This is a genomic window from Bacteroides intestinalis, assembly GCF_003464595.1.
Taxonomy (GTDB): Bacteria; Bacteroidota; Bacteroidia; order Bacteroidales; family Bacteroidaceae; genus Bacteroides; species Bacteroides intestinalis_A.
On sequence record NZ_QRZF01000003.1, the window covers coordinates 335,745 to 350,915 of the forward strand.

A 15,171-nucleotide genomic window follows, 5' to 3' on the forward strand; every position below is an offset into this window, starting at 1 on the left:
TTTTAATATGCTGCCCGGTATTTTCCTTCCTCCTTGTCTTCCAACATATTGAGGTAAGAGCTATAGCGTGACTCGCTGATATAATGTTCTTTTACAGCTTCCCGTACGGCGCAACCCGGTTCCTGGCGGTGAGTGCAGTTGCCATAACGACAGTCTGCAGAGAATTTGAATATCTCCGGGAAATAGTGCCCTATCTCTTCTTCTTCCATATCGAATGTGCCGAAACCTTTGATACCCGGTGTGTCGATAATATATCCGTCTCCCGGAACGGGAAACATTTCAGAGAAGGTAGTGGTGTGCATACCTTTATTATGATAGGTGGAAATCTCACCGGTTTTTACGTCTTGTTCAGGCAATATCGCATTGATGAGGGTTGACTTTCCCACACCGGAATGTCCGGAGAAAAGTGTTACCCGGCCTTTTAATTCTTCCTGAATTTGTTCTATGCCCTCACCCGTTTTGGCCGAAACTTTAAAACAGGGATAACCGATGGTAGTATAGAGATTGATAAGTCCGTCCAGATAGTGAAGCTCATCTTCATCATAAGCATCTATTTTATTAAAGATTAGCTTAACGGGTACGCGGTATGCTTCAGCAGAAGCCAGAAAACGGTCGATAAAAGTTGTGGAGGTTTCCGGATAATTGACCGTAACAATAAGCATGCTTTGGTCAAGGTTGGCAGCAAGAATATGCGATTGTTTAGAAAGATTGGAAGCTCTTCGGATAATGTAGTTTTTCCGGTCTTCTATTTCGCTGATGAAAGCAGTTCCTTCCGGATTCAAGATAATTTGCACATAATCTCCCACAGCTACCGGATTGGTACTGCGTATACCTTTGAGACGGAAGTTACCTTTGATTTTACACTCCACACATTTCCCCTCGTCGGTCTTTACCAAATACCAACTACCTGTATTTTTTATTACCAGTCCCTTCAATTTAGTTGAGAGTTGAGAGTTGAGAGTTGAGAGTTGAATATGTGAGTAACTCTCAACTTTCAACTCTCAACTCTCAACTGAATAATTATACGGTCATAATTTCTTTATCTTTTGCAGCCAGCATATCATCGATCTGTTTGATATACTTATCGTGAATCTTTTGCAATTTTTCTTCACCACCCTTTTGTGCATCTTCTGCCAGACCGTCTTTAACGGATTTCTTCAAAGCATCGATAGCATCACGGCGAGCATTACGCACACTCACTTTAGCAGTTTCACCTTCACCTTTACATTGTTTGGCGAGTTGTCTACGACGTTCTTCTGTCAGCGGCGGAATACCGATACGGATAATCTCGCCGTTATTTTCGGGCATAATGCCGAGACTGGAGTCAATGATTGCTTTTTCAATTACCCGGAACATGCTTTTATCCCACGGTTTGATAGCGATACTACGGGCATCCGGAGTATTTACGGCAGCTACATTGTTGATAGGAACCATGCTTCCGTAAGAATCCACACGGATACCGTCCAGCAAACGAACGTCTGCCTTTCCGGCGCGGATGTGAGCCAATGCTTCTTCCAGATACATAACGGCCATATCCATTTTCTCTTGCGCTTCATCTAAGATGTCTTTTACGTCTCTCATATTCTTCGGTTTTTGGAATTGTACTTTAATTGAAACTTTGCAAATATAATTATTTTCACCACAGAGCACACTGATATACAGAGTTTTTTCAGAGAAAATTAGTTGTGTACCAGTGTTCCGATCTCTTCTCCTTGCATTACTTTTTTCAGATTGCCTACTGTGTCCATGTCAAATACTATGATTGGCAGATTGTTTTCTTTACACATGCAGGTGGCAGTGAGGTCCATAACTTTCAGGCCACGTTTCAGAACTTCATCGTAAGTGATCTCGTCAAATTTAGTGGCAGTAGGGTCCTTCTCCGGATCAGCAGTATAGATGCCATCTACGCGTGTGCCTTTCAACATAACGTCGGCTTCAATTTCAATGCCACGCAGAGAAGAGCCTGTGTCGGTAGTAAAGAACGGATTGCCTGTTCCGGCAGACATGATAACTACTTCGCCTGCTTCCATAGATTCGATAGCTTTCCATTTATTGTAAAACTCACCGATAGGTTCCATGCGTACGGCTGTCAGTACACGCGTCTTTACACCGGCGGCTACCAGGGCAGAGCTTAATGCCAGGCTGTTGATTACCGTAGCGAGCATTCCCATTTGATCTCCTTTCACGCGGTCGAAACCTTTGTTTGCGCCACTCAATCCGCGGAAGATATTACCACCACCAATGACGATACCTATCTGAACGCCCAACTCATGGATTTCCTTGATTTGTGCTGCATATTCGGCAAGGCGCTTTTCGTCAATGCCATATTGTTTTTCGCCCATCAGGCTCTCACCACTGAGCTTTAACAGAACTCTTTTATACTTTGCCATTATGATATTACATTTAGTTTTTGCAAATATACGCTTTCTGTCTGTAATGATTAACTTTGGTACAAAATTTTTCTACTTAAAACTGCCTGCATGATGCCGCGCAGAGATAAGTAGACGATGAAAGCCAGCCAAAGGGCATGATTTCCCATCCACTCGTGTAAGGAGTAATAAACGAGGAAGAAACTGGCTGAGGCGGCCAGCATTGCATAAAACATTTGCCGGGTGGCAGTGGCTCCGATAAATATTCCGTCCCATAGGAAAGCGGCGAAGCCTGCAAGTGGGATAGCCAATACCCAATAAAAGTAATTTCCGGCTTCCCGGATGACAGAAACTTCATTGGTGAGCAGACCCAGGAATGCCTTGCCACCAAAGAAATAAAGTAATGTAAAACCCATAGAAAGTCCGATTCCCCAGATAAAGAGCTGGCGAACGGTACGGTGCAATGCCGGACGGTTGTCCGCACCGATATATTTACCAACCAACGCTTCACCTGAATAAGCAAAGCCATCCATTATATAAGAAAAGAGAGTAAATAGCTGCATTAGCAAAGTGTTGACTGCCAATACAACTTCTCCTTGTGCTGCTCCGGCGGAGGTAAAAAACAGCGTGACAATAACCAGGCAGAGAGTCCGTAGGAAAATGTCCCGGTTCACCTGAAAGAAACGTAGCATAGCTTCTTTTTTCAATATTTCCTGCCAGGCAATGCGTTCTTTCAATTTGCCATAATATCGCCTCCATAATAATAATGCCATAAAGAATCCCGCATATTGGGCTGTAAGTGTCCCCAAGGCTACCCCGGCAACTTTCATATGGAACAAATAGACAAAGCAAAGGCTTGCAGCGATGTTCACAATGTTTTGTGTAATGGCAATGTACATTGGGAAACGCGAATTCTGCATACCAATGAACCAACCGGCAAAACCGTAAAGTCCCAGCATGGCAGGAGCTCCCCAAATGCAGATTTGGAAATAGAGTGTAGCCAATTGTTCTACTTCCTCTGTAGTTTGTATAAAAGTAAATGCCAGTTTACGGATGGGATATTGTAAAGCCACCAGAATAATGGCAATGAGCAATCCTACTCCAACGGATCGTAACAAAAGTCGGGTAACTTCGTCCATATCGTGTTTGCCGTATGCTTGTGACGTCATTCCGCTGGTTCCCATCCTTAAGAATCCAAAGATCCAGTAGATGATGTTGAATAGCATTCCGCCCACGGCAATAGCTCCGATATACGCTGCAGATCCCAGATGGCCTACGATTGTCACATCAATCAGTCCCAGTAGTGGAACTGTGATATTCGAAATGATCGAAGGCACAGCTATCTGAAGTATTCTTTTATTGATAATATTCGGAGTTTGAGCAATCATTTTAAAGCACTGATTTGTTCTATTTACCGACAAAGGTACTCTTTTTGCCGTAAATGGTAAAAAGGCATTCGATAATAACAATTTTTATAATACATAATGTTTTAAAAATGAGTATATTTGCGGAAACAAAAACTAGGTAATATTAATAAGCGATGAGAACCTTAACCTTACTATTTTCATTCATGGTTGCTTTCCCTTTTGTGCTCTCAGCACAATCAGCCGGGGAGTTGCTTCAAAAGGTGTCTGCTGCCTTATCTGAGGGGCAGGATGACTATGCGGTGAGTCTATTTCGCCAGTCGGTAAAGGCTGGGGCAGATCAGACTGAGATGTTTTATTGGACTCAGGTGGAAAAAAACAGCGCTGTAGCTCCGCGTTTGGTAAATGAGTTGGCCACCTATTATAAACGTAAGCGGAATTATGATAAAGCTTATTTATTTTATAGAGAATTTCTGCAGTATCATTCAGACGATGTTCCTGCTCTTGTATCGTGTGCCGAAATGGAGATGATGCGGGGTAAAGAAAAAGATGCTGTAAAAACTTATGAGAAGGTATTGATACTTGATGCCAATAATTTGCAAGCTAATATTTTTCTGGGAAATTATTTCTATTTACAGGCAGAACGTGAAAAGAAGAAGTTGGAAGATGATTATAAGAAGATAACTTCTCCTACACGAATGCAATATGCCCGTTATCGTAATGGGCTTTCTGATGTCTATTCTAACGGCTATTCCAAGGCAAAAGATTATTTGCAGCGGGTGTTGCAGCTGTTCCCTTCGACGGAGGCAGGAAATACACTTGAAAAGATAAAGAAATTGGAAATGGAGATTAAATAATAGAAATAACTTTATTTTGAGACGATTCTTTCTAGTAATGTTTTATTTGACAATATGACAGATGCATATCCCTTCATTCCTTTTTGTATGAAGGGATTTTCTTTTAGTATGATGATAAATGAGAAATAGTTTTTCTTGTTATCTGTTACAACTTCCGATGAAACATATGATATGGTTCCATGTTGATAGCCACATTCTCTGGTATTAAAACCTTCTAATTCTATTTCAACGCTCATGTCTTTTTTAACTTGTGTAACGAAGGTATAGGGTAGCAAACCTTTGGCATATATATACTTATTGTCACTTTCTTCCATTATGACTTCTCCTTCAAGTATTTCTGGATATGGAATAAATGCAGCGGCAACCAATAGTAATGCCACAATTGTCCCCATAATGCCAATTCCACTGCGTATTAATATCGGAGGTATTTGCCCAATGATTTTTCGTACTTGTTCACTTCTGAGTTCTACGTTTTCCATAATTCTATTTTTTTATTTACTTACCTAACTCTAATTGATTTTTTACAAGGTTGTAATAAGCTTTTTTATTAGCAACCAGTTCTTGATGTACTCCGGTTTCTATGATCTTTCCTTTATCTATTACTACTATTTGGTCTGCATTTTTTACGGTACTTAGACGGTGGGCTACAACGACGACAGTTTTTCCTTTATAAAAGTCCAGTAGATTTTCGACGATTACTCGTTCATTATTTGCATCTAGTGCATTGGTGGCCTCATCTAGAAAGATGTATTGTGGATTTTTATATACAGCACGTGCTATCAGTATTCGTTGCTTTTGTCCTTGACTTAATCCTACGCCATCTTGTCCAATGAGGGTGTTGTATTTTAACGGTAGGTGTCTGACGTACTCATCTATGTTGGCGATTCGTGCTGCTTCGGCTAATCGCTTCTTATCTATTTCTTCGTCGTTCACTGCGATGTTTCGGGCTATGGATTCGGAGAAAATTACTCCATCCTGCATTACGACCCCACATTGCTTGCGCCACCATTTCATATTGAATCGTTCGATATTGGTTGTTCCGATATTGATTTCTCCGTCCAGCACATGATAGTATCCTAACAACAACTTTATAATAGTTGTCTTTCCGCTTCCACTAGTACCGACGATGGCGGTCACTTTTCCTTCAAGAACGATGAAATCCACTCCATCCAGGATTTTGTAGGGTGCATGTGAATCATATTTGAAGTCTACATTTTTTAATCTTAGGCTTTTGTCTTTGCTTTGAAATTCAATGAATGCATCTGGATTACTTTCCTCATTCTCCATTTCGTGAATCTCATTGATACGTTCCAAGCTGATTTTTACATCTTGCAGCGAGTAGATAAAACTCATCAGTTGCTCAATGGGTGCATTCAGTTGCCCGATGATATATTGTACAGCAAGCATCATACCTAACGTCATTTGTCCACTTATCACGGCTGTTGCCGCTACTACGGTAATTATAATGTTCTTTATCTCGTTGATGAGGATACTGCCTGCTTCTTGTGTCTGCTGCAGTTTCAGAGTCCTCATATTGGCATCGAAAAGTTCGGCTTGTACGTCTTCCCATTCCCAACGACGGCGTTGTTCACAGTCTTGTAGCTTAATCTCTTGCATAGCTGTGATGAGTTGATAAGTCTTATTGCTGTTTTTGGCTTGTTTTTCGAAGTAGAAGTAGTCTATCTGTTTTCTACGTTTTAGGAAGAGGGTGATCCAGATGGAGTAGGAGATACTACCCGCAAGAAAGATGCAGAATATTAGTAAATTATAGCATAGTAATACAAATCCGAAAACAATAAAACTGAGTAATGAAAACATGACACTGAGTGTTTGTGTGGTGAGGAATTTTTCCACTCGATTATGATCACTCATTCGTTGCAACAAGTCGCCCATCAATTTGGTGTCAAAAAAAGACATTGGAAGTTTCAATAGTTTGATGAAGAAATCACTCACTAATGATATGTTTATTCTCATGCTAATGTGCAGCAATATCCATCGGCGAATGAAATCGACGGCTGTGCGGCTGACAGTTAACATGAGTTGTCCTATCAATATCAGATAGATAAAGTTGAGATTTTGATGTTTGATGCCAACATCTACAATGGCTTGTGTAAGGAAAGGGAAGATAAGTTGTAAAATGCAGCCAATCAATAAACCAAGGATGATTTGGCCGAAGTAGTGGCGGTATTGACGGAAGTAATTGAAGAGGAAAGAGAAGGAACTTTTTTCACTCTTATGCTCTTCTTGTTTTTCATAGAAAGAAGAGGTTGGTTGAACGCAGAGCGTTACGCCTTTCTCTTCTCCATTGGATAGGGTACTAATCCAATATTTTTTTAATTCCTGTTCAGTATAAGTGACCAATCCTTTTCCAGGGTCAGCAATATAATATTTATTTTTCTTTAATCGATATAGTACGACAAAATGATTCTGTTTCCAGTGTAAAATACATGGTAAAGATATTGTGGCAAGTTCTTCTATTGGCATTTTTCCTGCGTCGGCATTTAGACCTAATATATTCAGGGTTTTACTAATCCCCAATAAAGATACACCTTCTGATGTAGCTGGGCAATATTTAGATAAAATATCCAAATTGTAATCTTTACCATAATATTTGCAAATCATCTGAATGCAGGTTATACCACATTGCATGCTGTCATGCTGTTTAAAGCACTGGAAAGTTTTCATATTATTTCTTCAAATATACACTAACGAAAAATTCTCTTCCTCGAATCATGCGGGTATAGCCTACACTGCTCAGATCATTGTATATGGTATATGCATAGTTTTTCTTGTTGAAAAGATTGGAAACCGTTGCTGAAAGTTCCATGTGGCTGTTCAGATTATAGGATAATTTGCCGTCTGCTAGTATCATACTCTTGAATTGTTTCCTAGCTATTTCATTCCGATAATATTCACCTGTCCCTTGTATGTTCCATCTTTTACAGAAAGATGCTGTTAGTGATAAGGCATGTTCCCACTGGTTGAGCCGTTGCTGAAACTGATTGTCTATTTTTAAGTGGTTTTGACTGTAACTCAAGCGGTATTGCCAATTTAGAACCTGTCCGATGCGTCCATTCAAACGTCCAGCTACACTATAGTTTTCTTGTGTATAGCTAGTAGGTATTCCTTCGGATAACATCGTGCGGTTATTATTGCGAAAGATAACATTTAGTCCGGCTGTTCCTTTCAAAAAATCAACATTGTAGCTTATTGTTCCGAACGCTGTCCATGTGTCACTCCGGGAGGGCGTTTTACGATAACTGCGAAGGACATAATCGCCAATGAATTCTTGTTCCGACAAATATTCCTGACTGTTCCACGATTTCATTACCATGATGTTGGCAAACAATCCAAGCATGGGCTGTTTGAAGTTTAGGGAGGTTGAAAGTGATTTACTTTCAGAGGTGGAGTAAAAGTCCATGCCTTTTGTCAGGGTACGGTAGTCAGTCAATATCAGCCCATTGTATAGTGAGTGTAAATCACATTCTTTAGGAGTGATTCGTCCGCGCAATAGGGCATAGAGATATGGGGAAATATACCATTTGATACGTAAGGAAGGTGATGCCATCCAATCATTCTCATTTTTTATCTGGTGAGAGAACAAGTAACGGTAGTATCGGATAGGGCTCTCTAATGTAAATTCTACCCGGTGGTATTGGTATTCCAGTTTGGGCGTAACATAAAGTTGGATGTTATTGGTGCCCCATCTCTGAATGTTTGTACCCAATGAGTCGGGCACTCCTGACAGCTGACTGTCAAGAGTACGGAACTGCGCTTTTGCACCTCCTTCCAAAGAAAGTGTCATACCTTGGAAATGAAAACCATAGGTTACTTGTTCGTGCGAAAAGAAAGAGTACTCGTCCGTTTTCTGCTTACTTGTCCCGTTGCGGATTACGGTCAGTTTTTGAGGTAAGGTGTTCCACACGTTGATACTATTGAAAGTGATGAGATGATTGCCCCATCGCTTTATCAATTTGAAGTCATTGCTTATTTTCCGGTTTGGCAGAGAAGCGTGCTGTAGGTTGGTAAGACTTCCGGCGGTAGCCAACTCCACATCATTCCATTCAATATCCGTTTTCAGGCTGTTTTGCAGGTAGAATGTCTCTTTGTTTCCTTCAATACTCACTTGGGCAGTTAATTTATGGCTATGTTCCACCGATTGCTGTTCTTCCGTTATCAGACGATTTCCTTCCGGCAGGTAGTAGGTGGTAAGGGCAGAAGTCTGTCCCGTATTGCGTTGGTTGAGGTAATTCATTTGTGCGCGGCATTCCCAGTCTTGCTTTATCGCCCATAAGTTGCTGGAAGAGAATAGGTGCGAACGACTGAATAATGTCCGTTTCTCTTCCAAATTAGGTGTCCGGAGGCCGCTTATCTGGATATAATCGGCAATATCGTTTTCTTTAGCTGTGTAATTATTTACTTCCTTCTCTAAACTCTTTCCGATATTATTACTTTTATAGAGGGTAATGTTTTGGGTTCTTTGTTTCATCCTCATCATGAATAGTTCTGCCATCCATAAACCGCTTTGTGGCTGTTCCGATATACCTCCTGCTGCTAAGGCGTTAATTATCCATTTAGCTCTAGCCTTCTCTTTCAAGCGAAGGTTTACTGCTGCTTGCGATGAGAAACTGACTCCTTGTAATACGCGAATGGGTTGGTGGTCTTCTATGATTTCCACAGAACCTACATCATCGGGAGAAATACCATTAGTGGCGATGCCATATTTCCCTTCCAACAAATCTTTCCCTTCTATATAGAACTTGTTGATAGCTGTTCCGTTATAGGTAATTTCGCCGCTTTTTGCAACGTCTATGCCAGGCATTTTCTGTAATACATCACCTATCGTTTTGTCTTGTATATCCTTGAAACTGGCCACATTGTAAATTAGTGTATCTCCTTGTTCTCTTATTTTTTGTGCTTTTACTGTTACCTCTTTCAGGTGCGTGACAGCTACCTCCATCTCTACCCTGAATTTGTTAACATTCCTCTTTAGTTCCATTGTCTGCGGCTTATATCCCAATAAGGATAGATGCAGTAAGCAATTTTCGTAATCAGTTTCCTTTATAGGCATTGAAAACTCACCCTCAATGCTTGTTTGTGTGTATCGGATGATGTTTGAAGTGGTTTTGCTTTTCATGACAATCAACACATTGGACAATGGAGTTTGATCCGCTTTGTCCGATACATGTCCGATTATGGTATTTTGAGAAAAAGCATAATCAAGGCAGAAAATGAGGAGCATGAATAGTAATAATATGAGGCGTTTCATGTATTAGAGGTATTTAGGACATTTATAATATCATGATCATATATCATATAGTATAAATCGTTTAAGGTATATTCTTGTGGAAGCCGTATGTTGTTTATAAAAATAGTTGGGTACTCTTTTATTCCTATTTCTTTGGCATAGGATATGTGCTTTTCTAATATCAGTTCGGCATTTTTGTTAATTCTGTATTTTGATAGTTTCTTGAATATTGGGGTCTGGTCATGATTATACCATTGTTTTATAGCATTTAGGAATTGTGTCTTATTTGAAATGAATAAAGCTATAAAATACAACTCTACTATATAGCGCCTATTGTTTTCTGTGTTTTGATCAGTTCCGGCAAAATAGATTTTCCATTGTACTTTCTTATTATGAATGAATAGGAACATGTTCTTGACAATTTCTGTGCAATGGGGACAATGAGGACTAATCCAGGTTGTAATAGTTAAGGGGGCATTGGGGTCTCCAATACTAAGTCCATATTCATCTTGACGTATTACTGTTGCTTTATTAATGAATAAATTGAATACAGAAGGTGTGCGATGTATTCTTAAAGAATGTATTTTCTGTTCGATGTATTGGCTTTTAGTTGTGGAGTACTTCTTTAATAAAATGACAACTAATAGTATTAGTGGAAAGAAATACGAGATTTGAAAAAATGGTGTTATAGTATTTGTAAAACTAAAATCTTCTTTGATAAAGAAAAGACAGGCTTGCAATATTATAATAGAATCTAACGAAAGGCATAGAATACACCATTTCTTTATATAAAGTTGAACGGATAGGGAATATAAGATGAAAGGAAAGCTAATGATAAGTATTGCTGAATATGTTTCACTTGTGTTGATATTAAATGGATTATATAAAAGGGAAAAAGAAAAAAATAATGCTGTTCCGAAATATGTTAGTCCTAAATCAGCTAAAGTAATATTACCGAAACGTGAAAATTTTGAATGTGCTACACTGTCACAATCAATATGCTTTCCCACTTTACATATTTTATTTAATACTGTTCCACGCTTTCCTTTTTCATGTGCAAATATGATATATGAGCTATAAAGACCTATGATATTTAAAGCAACAATTGCTAAATTAGTAATATTGAAAAAAGGGATAGCAAATAAGCAAAGTAAAGTTATATAAATATATATGCATCTTCTGTTTATACTAATCTCTTTATCTGTACTATATAGAATAATACCATCCCATTTTTTTAGAAAAGTGTCAATGCTCTCTTTGTAGAAACGAGAATTTGCTGTATTATACCATAGAATATTATTACTGACTATTTCTTTTATGAGAATTATATTGTCTGTTGTTTGACCTTTCAGATGAGCCAAGAATGGCTTGTTTAACATTGCAATGTCTTCAAATTTTGCCTTTACGACATTACATTCTATTTCAATAGAATGGAGAGTACGATATAAGCTCAACATTGTCGGATATGCAGGAGATGATTCCAATAAGATTTGCACATCTTCTTTGTGAATGCTACTTTTGTAAAGCTTGCTGTAGCAATAGAGCGTATCTGTCAAGTTACATTTGTTAGACATCATGATGAGTCGTATTTCTAGTGATAATCAGTTTCTTCAAAGTCGTAATTGCGATGTTTTAGTGCTTTCTTTTCTTCAGAACGTTTCAATCCGTACATTGTACTCATTCTTTCGGTCGGATCGGTATGTAACTCTTTGTAACGGGTCTCTAAATATTTTTTTCGGGTAGTTTTTGCCCAGTCATGTCCATAGAAGTCATAAATGCCTACTGGTTGTATTCCTTTGCTTACTAAGCTTGTAGCAGTGAAACTATAGTCTTTGTCTTTGTCATAAGCTTCTAAAATCAGTCCTGGTAATCCACATAGTTTCCACGGTCCTTCACTGATAGGAATGTCAAAAGTGAACCAAGCATACCAGACTCGTCCACGATAATGACTAATGGCTAGTTGGCAGGAATATTCCAATATTACTTTAGTGGAATCTTTTAGTGCCCATTGTGGTTTTTCCCACTCTTCCTCATAGGTCCAATTCATCAGAGCGAAATGATTGAATACTGTCACCTTGTTTTCTGGAAAATTCTTATAAACATACTCATGGAAAACCCCGCTTGGACTTTTTCCTCCGGTTTTTCTTGAGTATTCTATAAACATCATGGCTCTTTTTTTTCTGTCTGTTCCTAACGAATCCCACCGCAATTCTCTTGGGGAATAGAACATGCTACTGTTTTGCCCGATTCGGAGTCTTGCAGGTTCTGCTTTATAGTCATTTTTCCTATCTAATGTGTCAGTTACTACACGTTTGTAATATTCACATTCTAACACTGCAGGCTCAATAACTTCTACTTTCTGTGCATATAATATGTGAGTTGTTAAACTGCAGATAAAAAAGATGATGTATTTTACTTTCATTTGGAATCTAAATCTATTTATATGAAAATGATATTTCTAAAATCCAATGCATAATGGACTATAATTAACCACAGGGAGCACAACAAATTGTATGAATTGAACTGTAATATTTGAATTATCAGTTTGTATTATACAAGTTGACGTGCTCTCTGGGTGAAAAACATGAACTTTTACAAACATGCATTGTCAAAAGCTTCATTCCAGCCATCCCAATCATAGTCAGGATCATTTCCATGAGCATTTCCTTCTGCAATGACTAAGTCGCATGCACTCAGTTCCATTAATTTACCTCCCATAATGGCAAGCATTTCTTTTTCAGTAATCTTTTCCATAATTTAAATTTTTAGTGGAGTCTATTGATCGTTTTTTCGCAAGAGTAAGTGACTCCGTTTTCTTATCTCTTGGAGGCTCTCTTGTACATTAGATATCGTCTTAATTGGAAAAACATCCATAAAAAGAATCATTTCCTATTTTAAGTTCCAATATATAGCCATCTTTTAGTAAATCAAATACCTCAAACGTGTGGCATCGTGAATTTACTATACTGGTATTAGAATATATTACATTGTCGGATTGATCTTTTATAACAATCGACACATTCTCTATTGTCATGTTTGAATAAATGCGTATTATATTCTCGTCATAAGTAGCCGTAGGCTCTACTGACAAGGAGCGTTTGTCTTTTATCCGATCGCTAGCATTATCTTTGCATAACTGTATAGTTATCTCCTTCGCCAAGCAATTCATATAAAACAAAGAACTGATAAGTATAAAAAGCAATCGTTTCATAGCTTTTAGCTTTTAGTAATTATTTAATGAGTACAAAAAAAGTGATTTTAGGGTTTTAATCAAAGTATGAGAGTGTGCAAAACAGTGTGCATATTTTCTTTTTGTGTGCAAAATAGTGTGCATTTTAGTTGTAAATATCTTATAATGAGTGTATAAAGTCATCCCAGTCTTTAGGACTTCCTTTTTTGCGGAAAACTTTTTCGTAAAGTCTTCTGCGGGTAGAAGTGATGGCTTCTTTACTGTGGGCGGTAAGTTTAGCGATATCTATGGGAGATTTATTTATCTTTATTAGCAGGCAAATGTGATACTCATGTTCATTCAGTTTGCAGAGCTTACATATATTCTCGGTGAAATCTTTATAAATAGCGTTTATGGTTTCTTCAAGTTCTTTCCAATCCTTGTTTGAAAGCAGATTTTTACTTACTTTAGTTGTATTGAGTTGTTTCTGAATGTATTTGTATATTTCAGATTCGAAAAGGACAGAACCGGCCTGTTTGCGTCTGGTTAACTCTATTTCTGCCTGTCTGTTTGCGCAAAGTGTCATTTCTATTTGTTCTTCTAGTTGTAGTTTTAAAGCATTGTTTGCTAGACTGGCTTCCTGTAATTTTTGCTCCAACACTTCTATTTTTCGTTTGTTTTCTTCTATGAACTGATCACTTTTTCGGTATTGTTCATCCCTCAGTTGTTCAAGTTTCTCCAGTTGAGTTTTTAGTTGCAAGTTTTTCCGTCTAGCATACTGCAGGTAGGCAAACAATAAAACAAGGGCAAAGAGGCTGATTAAGCTGATGATGATGATGAGATTCTGCTTTTGTTTATTTTGTGCTGTCAATTGCTTGTTTGCTTTCTCGCGTAGTTGATAATTATAGAGAGAGTTTAACTTGCGGATGGTTTCTGTATCAGTGATTTTTTGGATAGAATCTGTACATTGTATAAATTGGCGAAGGTGCAATAAAGCTTTTTGAGGATTGTTGTTGTCAATGGCTATTTGTGCTAAACCCTTATGTGCCGATTGTTTGGCATAAATGGTACCACATTGCAGTAATTGTTTATAATAATAGATAGCGGAATCTATATCCCCCATTTTGTGGTATAACTCTGAAGCAATAGAGAAAATGCCACTTTTACTGGGAATATCTATACTGTCTAATGAAGGCTGCAGAGCTTGCCGAGCTAAATCATATTTACCCAACTCTGTGTAGAGACTTGCTATTTGGCTTTTTACCAGAGCCATGAGCACATAATCTTTATGAAAGTCGGCTAGATCATAAGCTTTACGAAAATAATATAAGGAACTGTCATTTTGGTCAACACATCGGTATGCATCGGCTATATCTTTCAAATTGAATACCATGCCTATACTATCTTTTAATGCTATGTCGCATTTTTGTGCTTCCTTGAACATTTTCAATGCTTCATCATAAGTCTTTTGATATAGAAACAGTGTCCCCATCTGGCTACATATCTTGCTTTTCAGTTGGTAGTTTGCATTTTGGGGTAGGGCTTCTATTGCTTTCTCAAAGTAATCCAATGCTTGCGGCGCATCTTCCAAATCCCGATATACGCGTCCTGCATAGTAGTAAGCTTCCGGCAAATGCTCTTCATCTTCTTGCTTTATATAATAATGTAGTACGGGAAGTATCAAGCTGTCTGAAGTATGGCGTATATATGCTTTGTCGTTTGCTTTGATGCAGAGTAATCGATAATACATTTGCGTAGACTCTGATTCAGTCTTTATGTTGTCTTCCAGTGTTTTTAATAGAGCAATAGCACTATCCGGCTGTGTGCTTGCCAAACTATCCGCTACAATCAGTGATTGCGGGTTAGGTTTTCTGTCACATGCATAGAAGCATAGCAGCAGGCAGGTTAGTAGTATGAATCGTGTGTTTGTTTTCATACCTACAAAGATAGTGTTTCTTTGGAAAATATTTTATTTTCTTGGCGATAATGTATTCTATTTTTGTGGCTGAATAATAAATCAGTGGTAGGTAGGTGAGAGATCCATAATGCTTTAAACATATTATTCTACATTTATTTCAAAAAAGTTCAGCCCATTCATTTCAGAGTAAAAGCTTCAATAGTAATTGAGAAATACATAGGGGGGCATTTGACTTTGCCCTGCTTG

The 15,171-nt window shown here is 38.3% G+C and carries 13 protein-coding genes; 1 reads left to right on the plus strand and 12 read right to left on the minus strand.

Going from position 1 to position 15,171, the window contains the following annotated elements; translation table 11 throughout:
* Positions 1 to 2: 2 nt before the first annotated feature.
* The 4 genes from rsgA to DWW10_RS05995 all read right to left on the minus strand — a co-directional run bounded on the left by rsgA (position 3) and on the right by DWW10_RS05995 (position 3,757).
* Positions 3 to 935, minus strand: a complete 933-nt coding sequence (rsgA, locus tag DWW10_RS05980; protein WP_118421546.1) for a ribosome small subunit-dependent GTPase A — start codon at positions 933 to 935, stop codon at positions 3 to 5.
* Positions 936 to 1,020: 85 nt separating this feature from the next.
* Entirely contained in the window at positions 1,021 to 1,581 is a 561-nt protein-coding gene (gene frr, locus DWW10_RS05985) for a ribosome recycling factor (RefSeq protein ID WP_022391660.1), read from the minus strand.
* 98 nt (positions 1,582 to 1,679) lie between these two features.
* Positions 1,680 to 2,390, minus strand: a complete 711-nt coding sequence (pyrH, locus tag DWW10_RS05990) for a UMP kinase (RefSeq protein ID WP_007667302.1) — start codon at positions 2,388 to 2,390, stop codon at positions 1,680 to 1,682.
* 50 nt (positions 2,391 to 2,440) lie between these two features.
* The gene (locus tag DWW10_RS05995; RefSeq protein WP_022391659.1) at positions 2,441 to 3,757 is read right to left on the minus strand and encodes an MATE family efflux transporter; all 1,317 of its coding nucleotides are present in this window, start codon (positions 3,755 to 3,757) and stop codon (positions 2,441 to 2,443) included.
* Positions 3,758 to 3,909: 152 nt separating this feature from the next.
* Between DWW10_RS05995 and DWW10_RS06000 the strand changes: the two genes are divergently transcribed.
* Entirely contained in the window at positions 3,910 to 4,590 is a 681-nt protein-coding gene (locus DWW10_RS06000) for a tetratricopeptide repeat protein (RefSeq protein ID WP_022391658.1), read from the plus strand.
* An 11-nt stretch (positions 4,591 to 4,601) separates the two neighbouring features.
* Here DWW10_RS06000 and DWW10_RS06005 read toward each other — a convergent pair whose 3' ends face one another.
* The 8 genes from DWW10_RS06005 to DWW10_RS06035 form a co-directional block, all read right to left on the minus strand.
* Positions 4,602 to 5,069 (minus strand): beta-barrel domain-containing protein, encoded by a 468-nt coding sequence (locus DWW10_RS06005; RefSeq protein ID WP_022391657.1) that lies wholly within the window; start codon positions 5,067 to 5,069, stop codon positions 4,602 to 4,604.
* Positions 5,070 to 5,085: 16 nt separating this feature from the next.
* The gene (locus DWW10_RS06010; protein WP_118421547.1) at positions 5,086 to 7,275 is read right to left on the minus strand and encodes a peptidase domain-containing ABC transporter; all 2,190 of its coding nucleotides are present in this window, start codon (positions 7,273 to 7,275) and stop codon (positions 5,086 to 5,088) included.
* 1 nt (position 7,276) lies between these two features.
* Positions 7,277 to 9,859: a TonB-dependent receptor gene (locus DWW10_RS06015; RefSeq protein ID WP_022391655.1), complete on the minus strand. Its 2,583-nt coding sequence runs from the start codon at positions 9,857 to 9,859 to the stop codon at positions 7,277 to 7,279.
* Positions 9,856 to 11,415: a vitamin K epoxide reductase family protein gene (locus tag DWW10_RS06020; protein WP_022391654.1), complete on the minus strand. Its 1,560-nt coding sequence runs from the start codon at positions 11,413 to 11,415 to the stop codon at positions 9,856 to 9,858. Before DWW10_RS06020 ends, DWW10_RS06015 begins: the two co-directional genes overlap by 4 nt.
* Positions 11,416 to 11,429: 14 nt before the next feature.
* Positions 11,430 to 12,260, minus strand: coding sequence for a GLPGLI family protein (locus DWW10_RS06025; protein ID WP_022391653.1), 831 nt, complete (start codon positions 12,258 to 12,260; stop codon positions 11,430 to 11,432).
* 170 nt (positions 12,261 to 12,430) lie between these two features.
* Complete coding sequence (locus tag DWW10_RS25990) at positions 12,431 to 12,592, minus strand: hypothetical protein (protein WP_022391652.1); 162 nt, start codon at positions 12,590 to 12,592, stop codon at positions 12,431 to 12,433.
* A gap of 100 nt (positions 12,593 to 12,692) precedes the next feature.
* Positions 12,693 to 13,049 (minus strand): DUF3244 domain-containing protein, encoded by a 357-nt coding sequence (locus DWW10_RS06030; RefSeq protein WP_022391651.1) that lies wholly within the window; start codon positions 13,047 to 13,049, stop codon positions 12,693 to 12,695.
* Positions 13,050 to 13,188: 139 nt separating this feature from the next.
* On the minus strand, positions 13,189 to 14,943 hold the full coding sequence (locus DWW10_RS06035) for a tetratricopeptide repeat protein (protein WP_022391650.1): 1,755 nt from the start codon (positions 14,941 to 14,943) through the stop codon (positions 13,189 to 13,191).
* Between the last annotated feature and the right edge of the window lie 228 nt (positions 14,944 to 15,171).

What these genes read in the sequence shown, in the direction of transcription:
- pyrH (WP_007667302.1), bottom strand. Translation starts at nt 2,390, where the DNA reads ATGGCAAAGTATAAAAGAGTTCTGTTAAAGCTCAGTGGTGAGAGCCTG.
- DWW10_RS06030 (WP_022391651.1), bottom strand. Translation starts at nt 13,049, where the DNA reads ATGAAACGATTGCTTTTTATACTTATCAGTTCTTTGTTTTATATGAAT.
- DWW10_RS06020 (WP_022391654.1), bottom strand. Translation starts at nt 11,415, where the DNA reads ATGATGTCTAACAAATGTAACTTGACAGATACGCTCTATTGCTACAGC.
- DWW10_RS06035 (WP_022391650.1), bottom strand. Translation starts at nt 14,943, where the DNA reads ATGAAAACAAACACACGATTCATACTACTAACCTGCCTGCTGCTATGC.
- DWW10_RS06015 (WP_022391655.1), bottom strand. Translation starts at nt 9,859, where the DNA reads ATGAAACGCCTCATATTATTACTATTCATGCTCCTCATTTTCTGCCTT.
- DWW10_RS06000 (WP_022391658.1), top strand. Translation starts at nt 3,910, where the DNA reads ATGAGAACCTTAACCTTACTATTTTCATTCATGGTTGCTTTCCCTTTT.
- DWW10_RS05995 (WP_022391659.1), bottom strand. Translation starts at nt 3,757, where the DNA reads ATGATTGCTCAAACTCCGAATATTATCAATAAAAGAATACTTCAGATA.
- DWW10_RS25990 (WP_022391652.1), bottom strand. Translation starts at nt 12,592, where the DNA reads ATGGAAAAGATTACTGAAAAAGAAATGCTTGCCATTATGGGAGGTAAA.
- DWW10_RS06005 (WP_022391657.1), bottom strand. Translation starts at nt 5,069, where the DNA reads ATGGAAAACGTAGAACTCAGAAGTGAACAAGTACGAAAAATCATTGGG.
- DWW10_RS06025 (WP_022391653.1), bottom strand. Translation starts at nt 12,260, where the DNA reads ATGAAAGTAAAATACATCATCTTTTTTATCTGCAGTTTAACAACTCAC.
- DWW10_RS06010 (WP_118421547.1), bottom strand. Translation starts at nt 7,275, where the DNA reads ATGAAAACTTTCCAGTGCTTTAAACAGCATGACAGCATGCAATGTGGT.
- frr (WP_022391660.1), bottom strand. Translation starts at nt 1,581, where the DNA reads ATGAGAGACGTAAAAGACATCTTAGATGAAGCGCAAGAGAAAATGGAT.